An 18,191-nucleotide genomic window follows, 5' to 3' on the forward strand; every position below is an offset into this window, starting at 1 on the left:
CACCCTGTCCTTTGTCCGAAAAAGAGAAGTCGACCCTCGCAGCACTTTTGTGCAGCGAGGGTCATCCGCTGTTACATTTTCACCAGCCAAAGGCGTGGAAGGTTGTCGGAAAAGAGCGGGAAATCCTTGACTTTCGCGCTGGTGGCCCAGGCAAGCGGCTGCTGGTGCAGCGGGATCATCAGCGCGTGTTGCTTGGCGATTTTCAGGGCGTCTGCCGAAAGCGCCAGACGCTTGGTCCGGTCGAGCTCTACCGCCGATGCTTCCGTTACCTTGTCGAATTCCTTGTCGGACCACCCGCCCCAGTTGAAGATGCCAAAGGATCCTTCCTTGGTGTGAAGAACCTGTGAGGTCAGGCTGTAGGTATCGAGCATCGGCAGAGTTGCCCAGCCGAGTGTATAGACATCGACCTTTCCTCCCGACCGCTTCGGTGTCTGCACGGCGCGAGGCCCCTGGTCGATCTTTGGCTTGAGGCCAATGCGCGACCACATGGAGGCGACCGCCTGGCAGACCTGCTCTTCATTCACCAGAGTGTCGGAGCAGTTGAAGTCGAACTCGAAGCCTTCAGCGCCTGCTTCCTTAAGGAGGGCCTTGGCCTTCTCCGGATCGGCCTTGACCGGCGTATCGAGAGCGGCGTCGTAACCGGGAATCTGTGGAGCGACCAGCGTGCCGGCATTGCGGGACTTGCCGCGCATGACGCGCTTCTGGATGAGATCCAGATCGATCGCGAGCTGCATGGCCTGGCGTACACGCAGATCCTTCATCGGGTTCTGTGCGCCAGAAAGCAGCGTATCACGCTGGCTGAAGCCGATCATGACGGTGCGAAGATCAGTGCCTTCCAGAAGCTTGACCTGCGAGGCGGCTGCCTCCAAGCGCGGCAAATCCTGAACCGGGGCCTGGTCGGTGAAGTCGATATCGCCGGAGAGAAGCGCGGCAACGCGGGTAGCACTGGAGGCAATCGGTGTCAGTTCGATGCGATCGATATTGTGTTGAGGCTTGTCCCACCAGCCATCATATTTGACGAATACCGTCTTGGCGTCAGGCTGACGGCTTTCGACCTTGAATGGACCGGTGCCATTTTCATTATAGGTCGCATAGCCTTCGGTGCCGGAGCCAACATCCGTCGGCGCTTCCGCCTTGTTGTCCTTCAGCCACTTGGCATTGAAGATATAGATGGTCGTCAGGTCGTTCAAAAGTAGCGGATAGTTCGCGGTGACATCGATTTCGATCGTGTGAGCGTCGATGACGCGCGAGCCCTTATAGGCCGGGATATTGCCACGCAGCGGTGACTTTGCATCGGTCGCGCGCAGGAGCGATGCCTGGACGTCGTCCGCAGTAAAGTCGGCACCATTGTGGAATTTCACGCCTTCGCGGAGCTTGAAACGCCATGTCGTAGGCGAAATGATTTCGTAGGATGTGGCGAGCGCCGGCTCGAGCTTCAGATTGCGGTCATAGCGCATCAGACCTTCATAGGCGTGGTTAAGAACGCCAAGCGCAAAGCTGTCGCCATAAGAATACGGATCGAGCGAACTGATATCGCGCGAAGCACCCCACTTCAGTGTGTTTGCCATGGCTGGCACGGCGAGACTTAAAAGTGCCAGGCTCGTGCCCAGTAGTATGCGTTTGCTTAACATTGTGGTCCCCTTTTATTGGATACATTTTGCATTCAATTGCGGTCTGAACTGCATGCAATTTGTGTTGCGGCAACGGTGCCATACTCGATTCCGCTGGTCTGTAGCGCCATTCTATGTGGCTTGGATCAGAAGCTAGGAGAACTCGTATGCAATTTCAAGCCAAAAATTGTATGCAATAAAATCCGCTAGATTAGATACAAAATCTGTGCGATACACGCGTCAAGTGTATACGAACGAGATTTGATGCGATGTCCACCAATCTGACCAGAAGCGACGCGATATACGCCTCGCTGCGTCGCGCCATCCTTGAGCAGGCGCTGAAGCCCGGTACAAAGCTCCCAGAAGATTCGATCGGCGATACGTTTGGCGTCAGTCGGACAAGTGCTCGCAATGCCTTGGTGCGGCTTTCATCCGACGGTCTTGTGGAGATCAAGCCGAATCGTGGTGCTGCCGTTGCTATGCCGACACTCGAAGAGGCCGTAGAGGTCTTCGCCCTTCGCCGCTGCCTGGAGCGGGAGGTGATCGACCGACTGTGCAAGCGCATGCCAAAGGACGGTATCGATGCTCTGGTCAGTCACGTGCGGGAAGAGGAGCGCGCTTTGCGCGCATCGTCGCCGCGTTCCATCCGGCTTGCTGGCGAGTTTCACATCCTGCTGGCGGAGCTGACAGGCTCCAAACTGTTGATAGAATTCATCATTCAGGTCGTCTCACGGTCGTCGCTGATCCTCGCGCGCTTTGGCAGGCCGCATTCGGCAGAATGCGGTATCGACGAGCATATCCAGTTGATCGAGGCGTTGAAAAAGCTCGACGTCGAGGCGGCGACCCACATCATGGATCACCATCTGCATGCGGTTGAAGATCGCGCCAAGGCAGATGACGAGGATGACGGTCCGGACATCGGCGAAATCCTCAGCCGTTACATTTCGGCCTCCGAGTAGGCGATCAGATGGCGGCTTATAATATCCATTCGCGTGAGGCCGCTCATACGGCCAAATCCCGCCAAGGCATGGTCACGACGCCCCATCGCGCAGCAAGCGAAGCCGGTGCAAAGGTACTGAAACGCGGCGGCACGGCAATAGAGGCCGTTATCGCAGCAGGCGCAGCGCTCACGGTTCTTTATCCCCATTTTTGCGGGCTCGGCGGAGATGCGATCTGGATCGTCGCAGATACCGAAGGCCGCCGTCAGGCGATCATGGGTATCGGACAGGCTGCCGAAAGCCTGCCAAAGCTCGATGCGATCCCGACGAGAGGTCCTCTCTCGGCACTCACCACGGCCGCACTCGTCGATAGTTGGGGCGAGGCGTTGAATTATTCCTGCATCCATTGGCAAGGTCGCGAAAGCTTCTCCAGCCTACTGGGCGATGCGATAGAATTTGCAAGCGGCGGCTTTCCCGTCAGCCAATCCCAGGCGCACTGGCACGCGTTTCGCGAAGGCGAGATCGAGGCATGGCCCGGGGTATCAAGCTTCTTCGTCAAGAGAGGTATTCAGCGTCAACCGCAATTAGCCGGTGTGCTGAAAGAGATTGCCCTTCACGGGCATCGTGCATTTTACGAGGGTGATCTTGCTCAACGGATGACGGCAGGTCTTGAGGCGGCTGGCAGCCCGATCCGCAAACGCGACCTGGAGAGGACGCATGCCAGAATGGCCGAGCCCTTGTCGCTCAGCTACCGCGATGTCGAACTTCTGGCGCCGCCGCCGCCCAGCCAAGGCGTTACGACGCTTTCGATCATGGGCATTCTTTCCAATTTCGCGATGCAGGATGTCAGTCCGAATTCCCCTGATTTTTACCATCTTTGCGCTGAGGCGATAAAACAGGCCTTTCTAGAGCGTGGGGGCATCGCCGATCCCGATCATGTCGTTCAGGATTGCGCAGCCTGGCTAGCGAAAGATTTTCTGGCCGCAAAGGCGGAAAAGATCGATCGAAATGTCGCCTTGCCTTGGCCTCAACCATTCCGTCATGGCGATACCGTATTTCTGGCCGCGACCGATGCGAAAGGCCGGTCCGCCAGCGTATTGCAAAGCACCTATTATGACTGGGGCAGCGGCGTTCTGCTGGAAGACACAGGCATCCTGTGGCAAAATCGCGGCGCGGCCTTCAGTGCCGATCCGGCCAGTATCAATGCGATCGCGCCCGGCAAGCATCCCTTTTACACGCTCAATCCCGGCATTGCGTTGCGTGAGGGAAAACCGGCCATTCTTTACGGCACGCAAGGTGCTGACGGTCAGCCGCAAACACTGACCCTTCTTCTGAGCCGATTGATCGACCACGGCTTCAGTCCTTTTGAAGCGCTGTCCGCTCCACGCTTTCTTTTGGGTCGTACCTTCTCGGATAGTCGCGATAATCTCAAGATCGAACAATCTGCTGGTGTCGAGGTACTCGATACTCTCGGTTCTTACGGCCACGGGGTCGTTGCCATTCCAGAGCTCAGTGCTCTGGCTGGGCAGGCCGGTATCATCAGCATTGGCCATGACGGCGTGATCGAAGGTGCGCACGACCCTCGCAGTGACGGTTGTGCTGTGGGAGTATGAGGTAAACATGCGGGTCGATTTTCTTCTTCGAAACCTTCGCACCGCAGCCCGGCCCGATGTGGTCGATATCGCAATCCGCGATGGGCTGATTGTCGATATCGGCTCCGGTATGCGATGTGAGGCTGTGGAAGAAGAAGACTTTGACGGCAGGTTCGCCTTTCCTGGTTTTGCCGACAGTCATGTTCATTTGGACAAGGCCTGTATTCTGGAGCGGTGCTCAATCTGCGAAGGCACGCTTGAAGAAGCTGTTCGCGAGACGGCAAAGGCCAAGTCAAATTTTTCCGAAGCGGACGTCTATCAGCGGGCAAGCGCCGTCGTGCGCCAAGCCATCATGCATGGCACGACGCGCATGCGAACTTTCGTCGAGATCGATCCGCGCGCAGGCATGCGCTCATTCGAAGCGATCAAGCGGGTGCGCGCGCTATTTTCCTTCGCGATCGATATCCAGATCTGCGCTTTCGTTCAGGAGGGACTGACGCAGGAGCCAGAAACGGAAGAGATGCTCGACGAGGCCTTGAGCGCCGGTGCGGACTTGATCGGCGGATGCCCCTATACCGATCCTCGTCCTGAGGAGCATGTGCGTCGTATTTTCGCTCTGGCGAGGAAGCATGATGTCGACGTCGATTTCCATTTGGACTTCAGTCTCGACCCTGCCAGAACCGATCTGCCGGCAGTAATCGAAGCGACCAAGGCGAATGCCTATGGGGGCAGGGTTACGATTGGCCATGTAACGAACCTATCCGCTCTGAGCCTGGAGGATCGTTCCCGGATCGGGCGTAAGATAGCCGAGGCTGGTATTGCTCTGGTCGTTCTGCCGGCCACCGATCTCTTTCTTATGGGGCGCAGTCATACCGCGAATATTCCCCGCGGCATCGCCCCCGCCCATCTTCTATCCACGGATGGCGTTCTGACGGCCATTGCCACCAACAATGTGCTCAATCCGTTTACTCCTTTCGGAGATGCGTCATTGATGCGGATGGCAAATCTTTACGCAAATGTTGCGCAGCTTTCGCGTGATAGCGACATTGATCATGTGTTTGCGATGGTCGGCGAGCGAGCCGCTGCCATTATGGGCTCCGATCATCGACTTGATGTCGGAGCGCCAGCCGATATCGTTGTTCTCGACGCAACGGAGCCGCGTCATGCCATCCGCTCTTCAGCACCCTCGCTGGCAGGCTGGAAGAGGGGACGAAAAACATTTGTCCGTCCCTCCGCTCATATCATCGAGCCGATAGCATCCTCCTTGAAACCGCAATAGATTTTCAAACAAGTACGCTGTGTAACCTCTTCAAGGCAAATCGCGCTTCATGCATCCAATAAGATGCACGATGCTTTAAGTGACGACGGGAACGCTTTACGATTGCGGACGTCCTTCGCTTTTGTCTTCTAGTCTTCATAATTTCGAAATTTATCGGAGTACGGAATGATGGATCACCCCGCACGAGACGTCCCGAAATACAGCCCGGCGTCGAGGATGCTGCACTGGATCGTGGCGATGCTGGTTTTCCTGACATGGCCACTGGGCTTGATGCTCGATTTCGTCAAGGATGACGTGAAGCTCGACTTTTATCTGGTCCATGAAAGTCTTGGCTTTCTGATCCTTTGGATCATGCTGTTGAGATTGGGCGTGCGTCTTTTTACACCTGCGCCTCGTAGCACCGCACCGGCTGTCGAGCGCATTGCTGCGCATATGGTCCACGGATTGCTCTACCTCTTCCTCATCATCATGCCGGTATCGGGTTTTCTGGCAACGAATGCTCACGGCTTTCCGCTGCAGTGGTTCGGTCTGCTGCCTATATGGAGCCCAATCGGCAAGTCGCCGAACATTGCTTCGACATTTTCGACGATCCATGAGTGGAGCGCGTGGATCATTTTGGCCTTGGTTGCGTTACATATGCTGGCTGTGATCTTTCACCACTTGATCCGCCGGGACGCCACGCTTTACCGCATTCTTTAAAGGGACGTCGATGCGTAACCTTCACATGACCGACAGGCTCTGGACGAAACTGCTTTCCATTCGCGACGGAAAGGACAAGCTCCGCCGTAAGGAAGCCGACCCGGCGCTGATGCTCTATGGTCCAATTGCAGCAGGAAGGGACGGTTTCGTCATCGCGCAGGTCGGTCAGTCGCTCGATGGGCGCGTCGCAACGCCGACAGGTGATGCCCGCGATATTTCCGGACCCGATGGTTTGGCGCATCTGCATCGGTGCCGCGCGCTTGTTGATGCGGTCATCGTCGGGGTCGGCACGGTGCAGAACGACAATCCTCGGCTCTCGGTACGCGAAGTCAGGGGACCAAGCCCAACGCGTGTTATCATCGATTGCAAAGGCGAGCTGACGGGGATGGAAGGACTGTTCAACGATGACGGTGCCCCGGTGATCGTCATTCAAGGACATGACGCCCCTGCCTCATCCTATCGTGCTGAGGTGGTGAAGCTGCAACGCAGTGGCCGCGGTCTTGACCCGCGGGACATTCTTGATTGTCTTGCAGAGCGCGGCCTCAAGCGCATTCTTGTCGAAGGCGGCGCGCGCACAATCGCCCGCTTCATTGATGCGGGGCTGGTCGACCGCCTGCATGTCGCGATTGCGCCGCTGATCATTGGTTCGGGTCCCTGCGGTATTTCGCTTCCGCCAATCGCGCAGCTTTGCAACGCTCACCGCCCTCAGGCCGATATTTACGGCCTCGGGAGCGATGTGCTTTTCGACTGCTGCCTGAAGCCGCAGGCAGATTCAAGCGTTTGGAAGGGCCAGGAAATCCGTATGGCCGACGATGCACCGGCTTCCATCTACGCCAACGCGTGATAGTCGAAAGTCGAGCCATTGCTTGAATTCTGCGGGGTCGATGTTTCCGATCTCGTGGATAGGTGTGGCAAGACCCGCAAGAAACTCAATCTGAAGCGCATCGGATTCCGGTCCAAGTTCCCACGGGCTGGATGCCGTCTCGACGGAGAACCCTGCATCTTTGCTCAAGCCCGACAGATGATCCGAGGCGTCCGGTCCCAGAGCAGGCCCGAAGCCCTTGTCCGTGCGCTGATGCGCGTTGAAATCGGCCGCGACGGCACTATCCAGAGGGTGCTTGATCGACCATTCCATGACGCCGTCGTAGTTGAGAGCCGCATAAAGCCCAATCTTTTTGCGTGCCAATCGCTCGACAAACCGGCGACAGAAATCCTCGGAACAAAGATCAAAGAGTGCAGAAGCGGTAACCACCGCGACATCGTCGAGCAAAGTCTCGTCCAGCGTGTTAAGATCGGCGCAATGAAACGAGACGTAGTCCCGCGATCCGATCTGGCGTTTCGCTTCGTCAAGCAACACAGTCTCATAATCGAGGAGCTTCCACTCCACATCGGTCATAAGCGGCGAGAGGGTCCGGAAAGTCGATCCGGTGCCGCAGCCTATATCCATGACGACATGCTGGGAGTGGGATCCTATGTACGCTTTCACTGTGTCAACAAGAGAGGATGATCGTGCCGCACGATCTGCCGGTTCCCGAAGGCGAAGCCATTCCTTGTCAAAGCCGCTCATGTCAAATCTTTCAATCTGTTGGAAATGATTGTGGACGTATCGGTCCAGCTCGGAAGTTTTTTACCCGCGGATGCTGCAGCCTCGGCCCGGCGCGCTCTTTCCTCGGGATCGGTCAATAGAGATGTGAGCGCGGACGCCAGAGCCCCGACGTCATCCACGGGCACCAGCAATCCGGCATCCGTGGGAACAACCTCCGGCACGGCGCCTGAGTGACATGCTACGATTGGCAATCCGTAAGAGAGTGCTTCTGCAAACACCATGCCGTAGCCTTCATACCGGCTGGCAAGAGCGAAGATGTCGGCATTGGCATAGGCAGCCGAAAGATCCTCGCATTCGCCCGCAAGCGTGATGCGGTCGCTAAGGCCAAGAGCTCTCACCTGCTTCTCAAGAGCCAAGGCGACGGACGGGTCTAGATAGGGGCTGCCGATGATTGTGGCTTGCCATGAAAGATCGACGATCGTCGCGAGCGATGCGATCAGGACATCATGCCCTTTTCGTCTCGTCAGGGAACCGACGGTGAGGATCTGGGGGGGCTCGTTGGGTATCTTATTTCGCGGTGGTGGCTTTGCTGTGCCGGGTATAGCGACGCTAAGCTTGGATTCCGGCACACCAAAGTTCTCGGTCAATTCGCGCGCCGTCATCGGTGAGGTGACGACAACGTGCCGCGTTCTTGCAAGCGCGTTTGTTTCCGTACGGCGCAAGTGCATTTGATCGTTCTCGCTGACGCCAGTCTCGAGCGCCAAGGGATGATGAACGAGCGCGACGATCTTGAGGCGTTTTTCCTCCCGCTTTGCCCATTTATCCATGACGCCAAAAGCAAGCCCGTCTATCACCAAAAGCGTGCCGTCGGGCAGCGCGGAAAGCCGCCTTTCAGCCTCCCTCAGAACGTTTGATGACGGAGAGGGGAAACCCTCTCCGAGAGGAATGAGGTCGACAGTCCACCCCAACTGCTTGAGACCGGAAATGATTTCGCGATCGTAGCCGTAGCCTCCGGTTTTGAGCGCGAGATCACCGGGGTAGGCAAAGGCCAGCATTGATGTCAAAGGTCGGCCTCGTACCAGCCGCGCGCGGCATGCGATTCATGAAGCAGCACCCGGATGCGGCAGATCCGGTGGCTGCCCGGGCCAAGGCGCTTGGTGGCAACGGCTTCCGCCAATTGATCGAAAATGTGTTTTGCGATGACTTCAGTTGTGCTGACCTTACCTTTGAAGATGTCAAGCTCATCAAGGTTTTGGTAATTCAAGGGCTTCAGCGTTTCTGAGAGAACACTCGTCGCTGCGCCTATGTCCACTGCAAGACCGTCTTCGTCCACGTCCTTTGTGAAAAATGCCGCATCCACGACGAAGGTGGCGCCATGCATGCCCTGTGCCGGTCCGAAGACCGGACGCGGAAGGCTGTGGGCGATCATGATGTGGTCTCGAACTTCGACTGCAAACATGGTCTCTCTTTCGTTAGTAGCGGATGCGGTGGCAGAGCGTCGTCTGCGATGAAAGGATACGGGGATAGTCCTCGGCCAGATCAGCGAAGTCTGTTTCGCCGGAAATGAGGTGATCGAGGCTATCGTCCGCCAGTAGTTCTAAGGCTTTCGCCATGCGTCGGCCAAAACTCCAGCGTACTCGCCTCGCGGGAGGCACGGCGCCGACTTGTGAACTTACCAGTTGGAGCCGCTTTGAGTGGAAGGCGCCACCGAGCGGAATGGAAATGCTCTTGTCTCCATACCAGCTTGCCTCGACGATACGCGCCTCGGTCCCAGCATTCTCGATGGCTTCGGAAAGCGCAGCACCGGCCGCCGATGCGTTGATCAGGACGTCAAATTCGCCCTTGAGCGTGCCAGCCTTTGTAAAGGAGATGCCCATGGCCTCGGTGTGCGCGCGGCGATCAGTATTCGTGTCCACCAATACAGTATCGGTGCCGGCAACTCTGCGAGAAAGGTTGGCGACCAACGTCCCTACGACGCCAGCGCCAAAGACGGCGACACGGTCACCGGGCTGGATCATGGCGTCCCAGACGATGTTGAGTGCCGTTTCCATATTGGCGGCAAGAACACCACGCTCCGTGGGAACTTCCTCCGGCAAGAGAGTGACCATGTCTTTCGTGGTAACGAAACGATCCTGATGCGGATGGAGGCAGAATACCGTCTTGCCGATAAGATCATCTGCTCCAGCTTCGACTTTCCCGACGGTGGAATATCCGTACTTTACCGGAAATGAGAAGCTGCCTTCCATGTGAGGACCCCGCATTCTGTCGAACTCGCTGCATGGCACCTTGCCAGCAAGCACCAGAGATTCGGTACCACGGCTGATCCCACTGTAGAGTGTGCGGACAAGAACCTGATCCGCCTGGAGAGGTTCGATGCTCTCTTGCCTGATGGCGCAACGGTTGGCCGTCTCGATCCACAGCGCCCGGCATAGTGTGGTCTTGTTACTGAAAGTTTCGGGCGATGCTGATGCCAAAATGGTGATCCTAATAAATGCGAATTGCAATGGAGCGTATTGCCGAGACGCGCGTTTTGTTCCGTACAGGTTACTAAAATAAATTCCGTGTCTGCGAGAAATCCAACAATGATCTTCTCCGTAGAGAACAAAAACCGTCTAGGGAGAGTATGTCACATGTCGTCTGCCGCCCATGCTGCTTTTCAGTTTTCCACCCCTGAGATTGAAGTCGAGCGCGCCGTTTCCGAGCTTCGCTACGGCCGTCCCATACTCTTCTCCTCGAACGAACGACGCCTCGCCGTCCTTGCGCTCGATGCCGTTGCGCCTTCGATTTACGACCAATTTGCGATGGCGACGGGAAACAGCCATTCTCTACTTCTCACAGCGCCGCGCGCAGCGCGCCTTGGCATTCTTGGAAGCGGGGATGTGTTGACTCCACTCTCAAATGTCAGCTTCGAAGAAGCATCGCGGCTGTCTTACGTTCTCGGCGCTGAACGTCCTCAAAATTGGACGAATGCCGACGAACTTGCATCGCAAACGGCAGAACTGGCGCGCGTCGCGCTTCTCCTGCCCGCTATGGTCATCGCCGACGTTTCTTCCACACACGAGCCTTTTGCCGGATGCTGCGAGCTGTCTGCGTCGCGCCTCAAGAATACGGAAATGGCGCTTCAGCGCTTCGAAAAGGTTGTAAGAACGCGCGTACCACTCAAGGACCTCGGCGACTCCGAATTCGTCGTATTCCGGGGCGGTCTTGCGCAAAAAGACCAAGTCGCGATTGTCGTCGGCAATCCGGACGTGTCAAAAACCGTGCCCATTCGCATCCATTCGTCCTGCATTACGGGTGACCTCTGCAACTCGCTGAAATGCGACTGTGGGGATCAGTTGCGCAATGGTCTCGCGTTGTTGAAGCAGGCGGGGGGCGGCGTGCTACTCTACCTCGACCAGGAAGGTCGTGGCACCGGTATCGGCGCGAAAATGCGCGCCTATGGCTATCAGCATCTCGGCCTCGACACGATCGACGCCGACGCCGAGCTTGGTCTTTCCGAGGACCACCGCCGTTATGAAGCGGCTGTTGCGATGTTGGGTCATATGAACATCAAGAAGGTCGCCGTCTATACGAACAATCCAACCAAGATCAACGGCCTTCGTGCCGGAGGTATCGAGGTGGAGGCGCGTGCTCCGGTAACGGGCACCGTCACCGCCGAGAACCAGAACTACCTCCGCACCAAGACCGTCCGTGCCGGGCATCTGATGGACCTTGAAACGCTGGTCGCAGCCGAATAAGTCCAGGATCCCGGGAGGATAAAAATGGCACTAATACAGGGCGAGTCGCTCGCGACCTTGAGAGACCGAAGGCCTCTCGTGCGAAACACGCTTGCAAATCTCGCCTGCCTGCTGCTCGGCACCATCGCCGTCGCGGTTTTGGTGCGTGTGGAAATGTCGCTGGGCTGGGATTTTGTCGTTGCCGCAACACTGTCCCTTTCGGCGATATTTGCCTTCGTGCTCTACCTACTTCCGCAATATCCGCATCGGCGGTTCGGCTATGCCAATACGGTGACGGCCATTCGAGCCTCGCTCGTGAGTTTGACGGCAGCAACTGTGCTCTGTTTCGAAAGTTTGCAGCAGGCGGACACGGTCTTATGGATCCTCGTTGGCGTCGTTGTGGTGGCGCTGGCGCTTGACGGGATAGATGGCTATCTCGCACGGCGGTATCGTCAAGAATCCGAGCTTGGCGCTCGCTTCGATATGGAAGTCGATGCCTTCCTGATCCTCATTCTGTCGGTCGCGGCCGCTCTTCTCGACAAGGCCGGCGCCTGGGTGCTGCTGATCGGATTGATGCGGTATTTCTTCGTGGCGGCCAGCTGGCTCTTTCCGGCGCTCGCGGCGGATCTTCCTTCATCGATCAGGCGCAAGTTCGTTTGTGTGGTCCAGGTGTCGATCCTGTGCCTCATCCTCGTTCCAGCCGTGGTTGCTCCAGTCTCCAACTATCTGGCGGCGGCGGCACTTCTGGCGCTCGTCTACTCCTTTACCGCAGACATTATTTGCCTCGTGCGCAATAGGGTGAGAGCATGACGGTGGCAACGATGCTATCGTCAACGCTCGGTCTAGCCCGGTCTCTCGTCGTTTATTACGGTCAACCTTGGCGGCGCTTTGGATTGAAGCGCTTCTACCGCTCGCTCATCTCTCCCGGACAGCTTGTCTTCGACATCGGCGCTCATGTGGGAAGCCGCAGCCGGACGCTGATCGAGATCGGAGCGAGGGTCGTGGCAATCGAGCCGCAGCCTCTCTTCGCAGACTTCGTCGAAAAGCATCTTGGCAAGGAGCTTGCGGGCTTCGAAAGAGTAGCCGTCGGTGCGACGCAAGGAAGCGTCGATCTTTTCATCTCCAGCCGTCACCCAACGGTCACCAGCGTTTCGTCGAGCTTTGTCGAGGCGGTCAAGCAGAATGCAGCCTTCTCTCACGTCGAGTGGGATGGGAGGGTTATCGTGCCCATGGTGCGATTAGATGATCTAATCGAAAAATACGGGGTGCCCGCTTTCATCAAGATCGATGTGGAAGGCGCTGAAGCCGCGGTTTTGTCAGGCCTGAGCCAGCCAATCGACCTGATTGCGTTTGAGTATATCCCCGCCATGCCGTCAGTTGCCAATGACGCGATCGCAAAGCTTGCCTCGATAGGTGACTATCGTTTCAATCGCGTCGAAGGCGAAACGCATCGCTTCGTTTCGCAAGCATGGAAAACGGGAAGCCAGATGCTGAGCGAACTTGCGGCAACGCCAGCCGATGCCAAATCGGGAGACATCTACGCGCGGATCGAGCGTCGGTGAGATCCTCTCAGGCGTGGCTGGGAGTTCTTTTGAACGCGCCGACCAAGAGGAAGACCGCGCCCGGCGTCGTACCGATAAGCGACAGCCAGCCATAGGTGATGCTCGCAGCCAATCCATCGACAGGGGCAGCGCCCAGCATCGGCCAGAGAGCCATGGCCGCAGCCTCTCGCGTACCCCAGCCACCAAAACCGGTTGGAATGAGCATCGCAACCAGACAGAAGGGAATGATGGTCAGGCATGCGGCCCAAGGAAGCTGCGAGCCGGTCGCTTCGGCGGCAATAAAAAAGACGATGACATAGGTGGAAACTACGGCAATGCTTGTGGCAGCTTGCAGGAGCCACGCGCCACGCCGCACGAACACGTCGCTCAAGTTCTGGCCCAGCGATACGCCAGCCAGCCATTTCGGCTTGGCAAAGCGCAAGGCAACGACAAATGCGAGCAGCAAAGCGCCGCCGAACAGGATGTAATGCGTCAAGTGTTGAGCAAACTGCGCGCTTGCGACGAACGGCCAAATCGAAAGGCCGATGGCTGCGAGGATGAAAAATGCGATCTGTCCCGACAACCGTTCGAAGATGACAGCCTTAGCGGGTTGGCGCCAACTACCCGGCCCGTCGCCACGCATCCTCCATGCCCTGACGGCGTCGCCTCCGACACCGCCAGGCAGCGTCTGGTTCAGGAAGCTCGCGACATAATATTCCCGGATCGCCCTCCACACTGGGATGTCTTGTCCAAGACGGCGGGAGGTGAACCGCCAGCGCAGCGCGGACACGATCACCTGCACTTGAACGAGCGCCAGGCAGACTGTCACGGCGGCCCACGATATGCGAGAAAGGGACTGGCCCAGCCCATTGAGATCGGTGCGCAGTAGGATCGTCGTCAGAAATGCTAGCGTAAGGACGGAAACGGCAATTCGCAGTTTGTTCAAGCGGGAAGACCTTTGCATCCTGACTGTTTATCTGGTTGATACGTGCTGCAAGACGAGTGGATTGAAGTGAACGGAAAAATCGGACCCGAGCGCAAACACAATACCTTGAAAGCGCTGATCGGCGCATTGTTTTTCTCGTTGATGGCCTTGCTTGCTTTCAACATGCCCGACCATCCCGATGCCTTTGGCATTGGGACGTTCACACGCTTCCCGCTGGAATGGGCGGTGATCGGACTGCTGACGCTCATAGTGCCGGGGCGGATAAAGCGTACCGTCATATTTATTTGTGGCTTTGTTGTCTTTCTGCTGCTCTTTCTGAAGATTGCCGATATCGGTGTCGAGGCCGCTTTTCAGCGGCAATTCAATCCCTATCTCGACGTAAAGATGCTGACCGACGGCTGGAACCTCATTTCCGGCACGATCGGTACGCTGGCGGCACTGGCAGCATTGATTGGTGGCGTTGCCGTTTTCCTGTTAGTCGCCACCGTCTTTCTCAAGTCTCTGATGTGGATGGCCGTTGCGCATGCATCGGCACGCCGGCCGTTGATCGGGGTGTTTGCCATCGTTCTCATCGTCGGCACGATGCTGATGTGGCTTGGAGTATCTCGTGTAGACTTCAGGACCCCAGGATATCTGACGAATAGACTTGGTCTTGTCGTTCGATCGGTGAGCGACATGAGGATTTTTGAGCAGGAACTTGCGACAGGCCTTGGCCCGAAGAACGGCGCCAATCTTTTTCAAAGCGTCAAGGGGAAGGACATCATCCTGGTTTTCGTGGAGTCCTATGGACGATCTGCAGTCGATGACCCTCAATACGCCAAGATAACGCAGCCACGTCTTGCTGCGATCAACACGCAGATCGAAGCAGCGGGGCTTCACGCAGCAAGTGGCTGGATGACATCGCCAACGGTCGGGGGCTTGAGTTGGCTGGCACACGGCACGCTCCTGTCCGGGCTTTGGGTGGACAGTCAAGCGCGTTACGACCGTTTGATGATCAGTCGCCAGCCAAGCTTGAACAGGCTGTTTTCCGAGGCGGGATGGCACAGCGTGGCCGTGATGCCAGCAATTACGATGGCATGGCCGGAAGCCGATTATTTCGGTTACGACCAGATCTTACCTGCCGCAGGGCTCCAGTATCGCGGCAAGCCGTTCAATTGGGTGACCATGCCGGATCAATACACAATGTCCGCCTTCGATCGCCTGGCGTTGAGGCCTGCGCATCTGAGGGGTCAGAAGGTCATGGCGGAGATCGCTCTTATCTCAAGTCACGCGCCCTGGACGCCGGTGCCGAGACTAATCGGCTGGGACCAGGTCGGCGATGGCTCTGCATTTGATGATCAGGCCGTCAGCGGCGATCCTCCATCGGTGGTCTGGGCCGATCCTGACCGTGTGCGGCGTCAGTATATCGAAACCATCGATTACTCACTGGCCGCTCTCGGAGAATTCATGGCAAGACAGGGTCGAGACGCGGTCTATGTCATCCTGGGAGACCACCAGCCCGCATCGATCATCACCGGGCAAGGCGCATCACGAGCAGTGCCGGTGCATATCGTCAGCAGTGATGCGACGCTTGTTGCGAGATTTGAGAAGGACGGCTTTGTCAGCGGCATGGTGCCGACGGGCGCAGCGAATGAGCGTCCGATGAGTGGATTGCGCCAGACCCTTATTACTGCGTTCAACGGCACGCCGTGACAGCATGTCACTGGCGCGCCACTATGAGGTTTGCTTGGCTCGCCTCAGCCTGAGACCCGTTTGCTCATTATGTGCTGCCATGCGTCATAAGCTGACAGAACCGTTTCCATTTGAGCCGTGTGGCCTGCGATGAATGCGTCGCCATAGATCGTTTCGTCGGGATATTCCGTGATCAGTGTCATCGGCACACTGTGGCGGTCGTCAACCGATGAAAGGCACGGGAAGCCGTTGATGATACGGAAGCCGGTGTCACCCGCATGGATTTCATAAAGCCCGATCTGGCGATTGTTGAAGTCCAGCAGTCCAGGGATGGTGCCGAGATGGCGCGTCGTGCTGTCGAGCAGCGCCTCCGCCTCGTTTTCCCAGTCCGGGTGATGTCTGATGATGAGGAAGAAACCTTTCGGCAGCGTCCACATGGCAAAATTGCGCGGCACATAGCCCGATAAGGGACGTGTCCATTCATGGGACGGATAGCCATGCAGATTGACGTGCAGACTTGCACGGCTCTTTTCCTCGGCTTCGAAGCGGATTTTTTTCTCGAAGAGCGCGCTGCCTGCGTTTTCCACAGTGCGATATTCAAGGTCATCACCGAGCGCCGTATATCGCGCGGCATGGTGCATGTGACGAGGATTATCGCGCCTTAGCCGTTGATGAAGAGCATAGCCGTCCGGATTTTCGAGCGGCGAGATGGTAAAGTGCGCGTGTTTACGCTGAACCAACCTGCGGGCGGCACGAATGGCTCCAACGATACCCGTCGTCTCGTTGGGATGCTGGCCGCCACTGATCATCACAGCGGCATCACCGCCAGGCACATATCGCGCCGATAGGATCCGGCCCGAACGCGAGCGGGCGTCAAACGCTTCCCCCCCGATCTCCGCCAGCAACGTTGCCACCTGACCTGCGGCAATCGGTTCTCTGACGCTATCGACCGATTGGTCGCCGGTGTCCAGAAAAGCAGTCGTGAGGGGGCGTGTTTCGATAGCAACGGATAGCTCACCCGTGCTCATGACGATTTCGGGCACGATCTGGCCCGGCTTCAATCCCCTGTCGCCGAGTGGGCGGCCGGACTTTTTTTGAAAAAGTTCGAGCAGCGAAAAGTAGATGTCCTCATGCAGGGCCTCGCGCAGGCTGACCACTTCGTCGCCCACTGGCAGCGATAGATCCGCTGCCGGATGCGCGATGCGGATGTTCAACTCCTCGAAGTATGGCTCCTGATGCCCCCAATCACGCCCGGCAATCGTTCCTATGGCGGCTTCGAAAAGCACCTCGTAGTCCGTCTCCAGCCGTTTGCCGTCTTCGTCTCCGATACGCAGCCAGCCAGTGGGCGAGACGTTGGTCTCCCCCACGACATCCTCGTGCACGCGGTTCGGAGCGAGAACCGTCAGGGTTTGCGTTTCCCCCCCGCGCTTGAGCAAGACGTCGTAGTGAAAGGAACTGTCGTTACGAGCGATGAAATCGAGTTTCGCCTGCCCCACGAGAGCGGCCAGCGGATAGGCTTCCAGTCGGAAGCGGTTGGCAGGCGCGTTTGGATGGGAGGGATAGCGGACCTCGATTGTGTCCACGCCGTCGAGATCGATCTCTTCCAGAAAAGCAAAGAGGAGCGGCTTGTAGGCGCTGCGGATACGCGCCTCCACACCCTTATCCTTCAATCTATTTTCCGCGTTCCTGCGGCTTCGCGCATCGTCGAAAGTCCAGGCCTCAAGGGCCTGACCGGGAACGCCGAGCGTGACGAGGCTATCGAGCGTTCGATTGAATGTCTGACTGAAAATCTGGCCCAATACGATTACCTCGAGGTTCTGCCGGTGGGATCAAGACTGTCGCGGAGCCAGTCACCGAGAAGATTGAGACCGAGTACGGTGAGAAGGATGGCAAGGCCGGGGAAGACGCTGACCCACCAGGCCGTTTGCAGATAGGTTCGTCCATCCGCCAGCATGCCGCCCCAACTCGGGATGGTCGGATCGACGCCAAGGCCGAGGAAGGTCAAGCTGCTTTCGAGCAGGATGTTGTTGGCGACATTCAGTGTCATCAGCACGATGACGGGACCGATCAGGTTCGGCAGCAGATGCTGAAAAATGATGCGCCAGTCTTTGACGCCGATGGCGCGGGCGGACAGGATGAACTCCCGTTCCCTGAGTGTCAGCACCGAACCGCGGACTAGACGGGCATATTGCACCCACTGCGAGACGATCAGCAGGATGATGGTGTTCGTCAGGCTGCCGCCGACAATGGCGATAAAGGTGATGGCCAGCAGGATGAAAGGCATGGCCAGCTGAATGTCGGCAAAGCGCATGACCAGCATGTCCCAGAAACCGCGATAGTAACCTGCCACCAGACCGACAGCGACGCCGAAGATCACCGCACCGATCACAGAGGTGAAGCCCACGAGAAGTGAAATCTTGCCCCCGGCAACAACGCGGGCCAGCACATCGCGGCCAAGTGGATCGGTGCCGAACGGATGGGCTGTACTGGTGAATGGTTTTGCAAGTCGCGCCATCAGATCGATTTTATCCGCGCCCCCTGGGAAGAGGACGTCAGAGAAAACGACGGCAAGGCAGATTACGACCGTGAGTGTTGCGCCAAGGATGAATTCAAGACTGTTGAAGCGCGAGAGGCGCGAGGTTTTGGCAGCCAT

At 57.4% G+C, this 18,191-nt stretch carries 17 protein-coding genes; 9 read left to right on the forward strand and 8 right to left on the reverse strand.

Features of this window, described 5'->3' with window-relative positions; translation table 11 throughout:
* Positions 1-71: 71 nt before the first annotated feature.
* On the reverse strand, positions 72-1,631 hold the full coding sequence (locus tag QZ869_RS12005) for an ABC transporter substrate-binding protein (protein WP_296104913.1): 1,560 nt from the start codon (positions 1,629-1,631) through the stop codon (positions 72-74).
* 248 nt (positions 1,632-1,879) lie between these two features.
* Here QZ869_RS12005 and QZ869_RS12010 point away from each other — a divergent pair, with 248 nt between their 5' ends.
* The 5 genes from QZ869_RS12010 to QZ869_RS12030 all read left to right on the forward strand — a co-directional run bounded on the left by QZ869_RS12010 (position 1,880) and on the right by QZ869_RS12030 (position 6,962).
* Complete coding sequence (locus QZ869_RS12010) at positions 1,880-2,569, forward strand: GntR family transcriptional regulator (RefSeq protein ID WP_296038923.1); 690 nt, start codon at positions 1,880-1,882, stop codon at positions 2,567-2,569.
* Between the two features lie 68 nt (positions 2,570-2,637).
* The gene (locus tag QZ869_RS12015; protein ID WP_296105068.1) at positions 2,638-4,161 is read left to right on the forward strand and encodes a gamma-glutamyltransferase family protein; all 1,524 of its coding nucleotides are present in this window, start codon (positions 2,638-2,640) and stop codon (positions 4,159-4,161) included.
* 7 nt (positions 4,162-4,168) lie between these two features.
* The gene (locus tag QZ869_RS12020) at positions 4,169-5,419 is read left to right on the forward strand and encodes an amidohydrolase family protein (protein WP_296104915.1); all 1,251 of its coding nucleotides are present in this window, start codon (positions 4,169-4,171) and stop codon (positions 5,417-5,419) included.
* A gap of 165 nt (positions 5,420-5,584) precedes the next feature.
* Positions 5,585-6,118 carry a cytochrome b gene (locus QZ869_RS12025; RefSeq protein WP_296104918.1) on the forward strand — a complete coding sequence of 178 codons (534 nt, stop codon included), beginning with the start codon at positions 5,585-5,587 and terminating at the stop codon, positions 6,116-6,118.
* Positions 6,119-6,128: 10 nt separating this feature from the next.
* Positions 6,129-6,962 carry a RibD family protein gene (locus QZ869_RS12030; protein WP_296104921.1) on the forward strand — a complete coding sequence of 278 codons (834 nt, stop codon included), beginning with the start codon at positions 6,129-6,131 and terminating at the stop codon, positions 6,960-6,962.
* On the opposite strand, the gene QZ869_RS12035 is transcribed toward QZ869_RS12030, so the two are convergent.
* Genes QZ869_RS12035 through QZ869_RS12050 form a run of 4 tightly spaced genes read right to left on the reverse strand, consistent with a single transcriptional unit; the run spans position 6,891 to position 10,138 of the window.
* Entirely contained in the window at positions 6,891-7,685 is a 795-nt protein-coding gene (locus QZ869_RS12035) for a class I SAM-dependent methyltransferase (RefSeq protein ID WP_296104925.1), read from the reverse strand. The genes QZ869_RS12030 and QZ869_RS12035 overlap by 72 nt on opposite strands.
* Entirely contained in the window at positions 7,682-8,719 is a 1,038-nt protein-coding gene (locus tag QZ869_RS12040) for a glycosyltransferase family 4 protein (protein WP_367115331.1), read from the reverse strand. Before QZ869_RS12040 ends, QZ869_RS12035 begins: the two co-directional genes overlap by 4 nt.
* Positions 8,720-8,724: 5 nt before the next feature.
* The gene (locus QZ869_RS12045) at positions 8,725-9,123 is read right to left on the reverse strand and encodes a 6-carboxytetrahydropterin synthase (RefSeq protein ID WP_296104931.1); all 399 of its coding nucleotides are present in this window, start codon (positions 9,121-9,123) and stop codon (positions 8,725-8,727) included.
* A gap of 13 nt (positions 9,124-9,136) precedes the next feature.
* Positions 9,137-10,138 (reverse strand): zinc-binding alcohol dehydrogenase, encoded by a 1,002-nt coding sequence (locus QZ869_RS12050; RefSeq protein WP_296104935.1) that lies wholly within the window; start codon positions 10,136-10,138, stop codon positions 9,137-9,139.
* Positions 10,139-10,294: 156 nt separating this feature from the next.
* Here QZ869_RS12050 and ribA point away from each other — a divergent pair, with 156 nt between their 5' ends.
* The 3 genes from ribA to QZ869_RS12065 are packed head-to-tail and all read left to right on the forward strand — an operon-like array spanning position 10,295 to position 12,942.
* Positions 10,295-11,401, forward strand: a complete 1,107-nt coding sequence (ribA, locus tag QZ869_RS12055; protein WP_296104937.1) for a GTP cyclohydrolase II RibA — start codon at positions 10,295-10,297, stop codon at positions 11,399-11,401.
* Positions 11,402-11,425: 24 nt separating this feature from the next.
* On the forward strand, positions 11,426-12,190 hold the full coding sequence (locus QZ869_RS12060) for a CDP-alcohol phosphatidyltransferase family protein (RefSeq protein WP_296104939.1): 765 nt from the start codon (positions 11,426-11,428) through the stop codon (positions 12,188-12,190).
* The gene (locus QZ869_RS12065; RefSeq protein ID WP_296104944.1) at positions 12,187-12,942 is read left to right on the forward strand and encodes an FkbM family methyltransferase; all 756 of its coding nucleotides are present in this window, start codon (positions 12,187-12,189) and stop codon (positions 12,940-12,942) included. The genes QZ869_RS12060 and QZ869_RS12065 overlap by 4 nt, the downstream gene beginning before the upstream one ends.
* A 7-nt stretch (positions 12,943-12,949) precedes the next feature.
* Here the strand turns inward: QZ869_RS12065 and QZ869_RS12070 are convergent, their stop codons facing one another.
* Positions 12,950-13,867, reverse strand: a complete 918-nt coding sequence (locus QZ869_RS12070; protein WP_296104947.1) for a lysylphosphatidylglycerol synthase transmembrane domain-containing protein — start codon at positions 13,865-13,867, stop codon at positions 12,950-12,952.
* A 66-nt stretch (positions 13,868-13,933) separates the two neighbouring features.
* Here QZ869_RS12070 and QZ869_RS12075 point away from each other — a divergent pair, with 66 nt between their 5' ends.
* Positions 13,934-15,559: a sulfatase gene (locus QZ869_RS12075; RefSeq protein WP_296104950.1), complete on the forward strand. Its 1,626-nt coding sequence runs from the start codon at positions 13,934-13,936 to the stop codon at positions 15,557-15,559.
* Positions 15,560-15,603: 44 nt separating this feature from the next.
* Here QZ869_RS12075 and QZ869_RS12080 read toward each other — a convergent pair whose 3' ends face one another.
* Positions 15,604-17,337, reverse strand: coding sequence for a M14 family metallopeptidase (locus QZ869_RS12080; protein ID WP_296104951.1), 1,734 nt, complete (start codon positions 17,335-17,337; stop codon positions 15,604-15,606).
* A gap of 5 nt (positions 17,338-17,342) precedes the next feature.
* Positions 17,343-18,191 carry an ABC transporter permease gene (locus tag QZ869_RS12085; RefSeq protein WP_296019739.1) on the reverse strand — a complete coding sequence of 283 codons (849 nt, stop codon included), beginning with the start codon at positions 18,189-18,191 and terminating at the stop codon, positions 17,343-17,345.

This window comes from uncultured Agrobacterium sp., assembly GCF_913777885.1.
Classification (GTDB): domain Bacteria; phylum Pseudomonadota; class Alphaproteobacteria; order Rhizobiales; family Rhizobiaceae; genus Agrobacterium.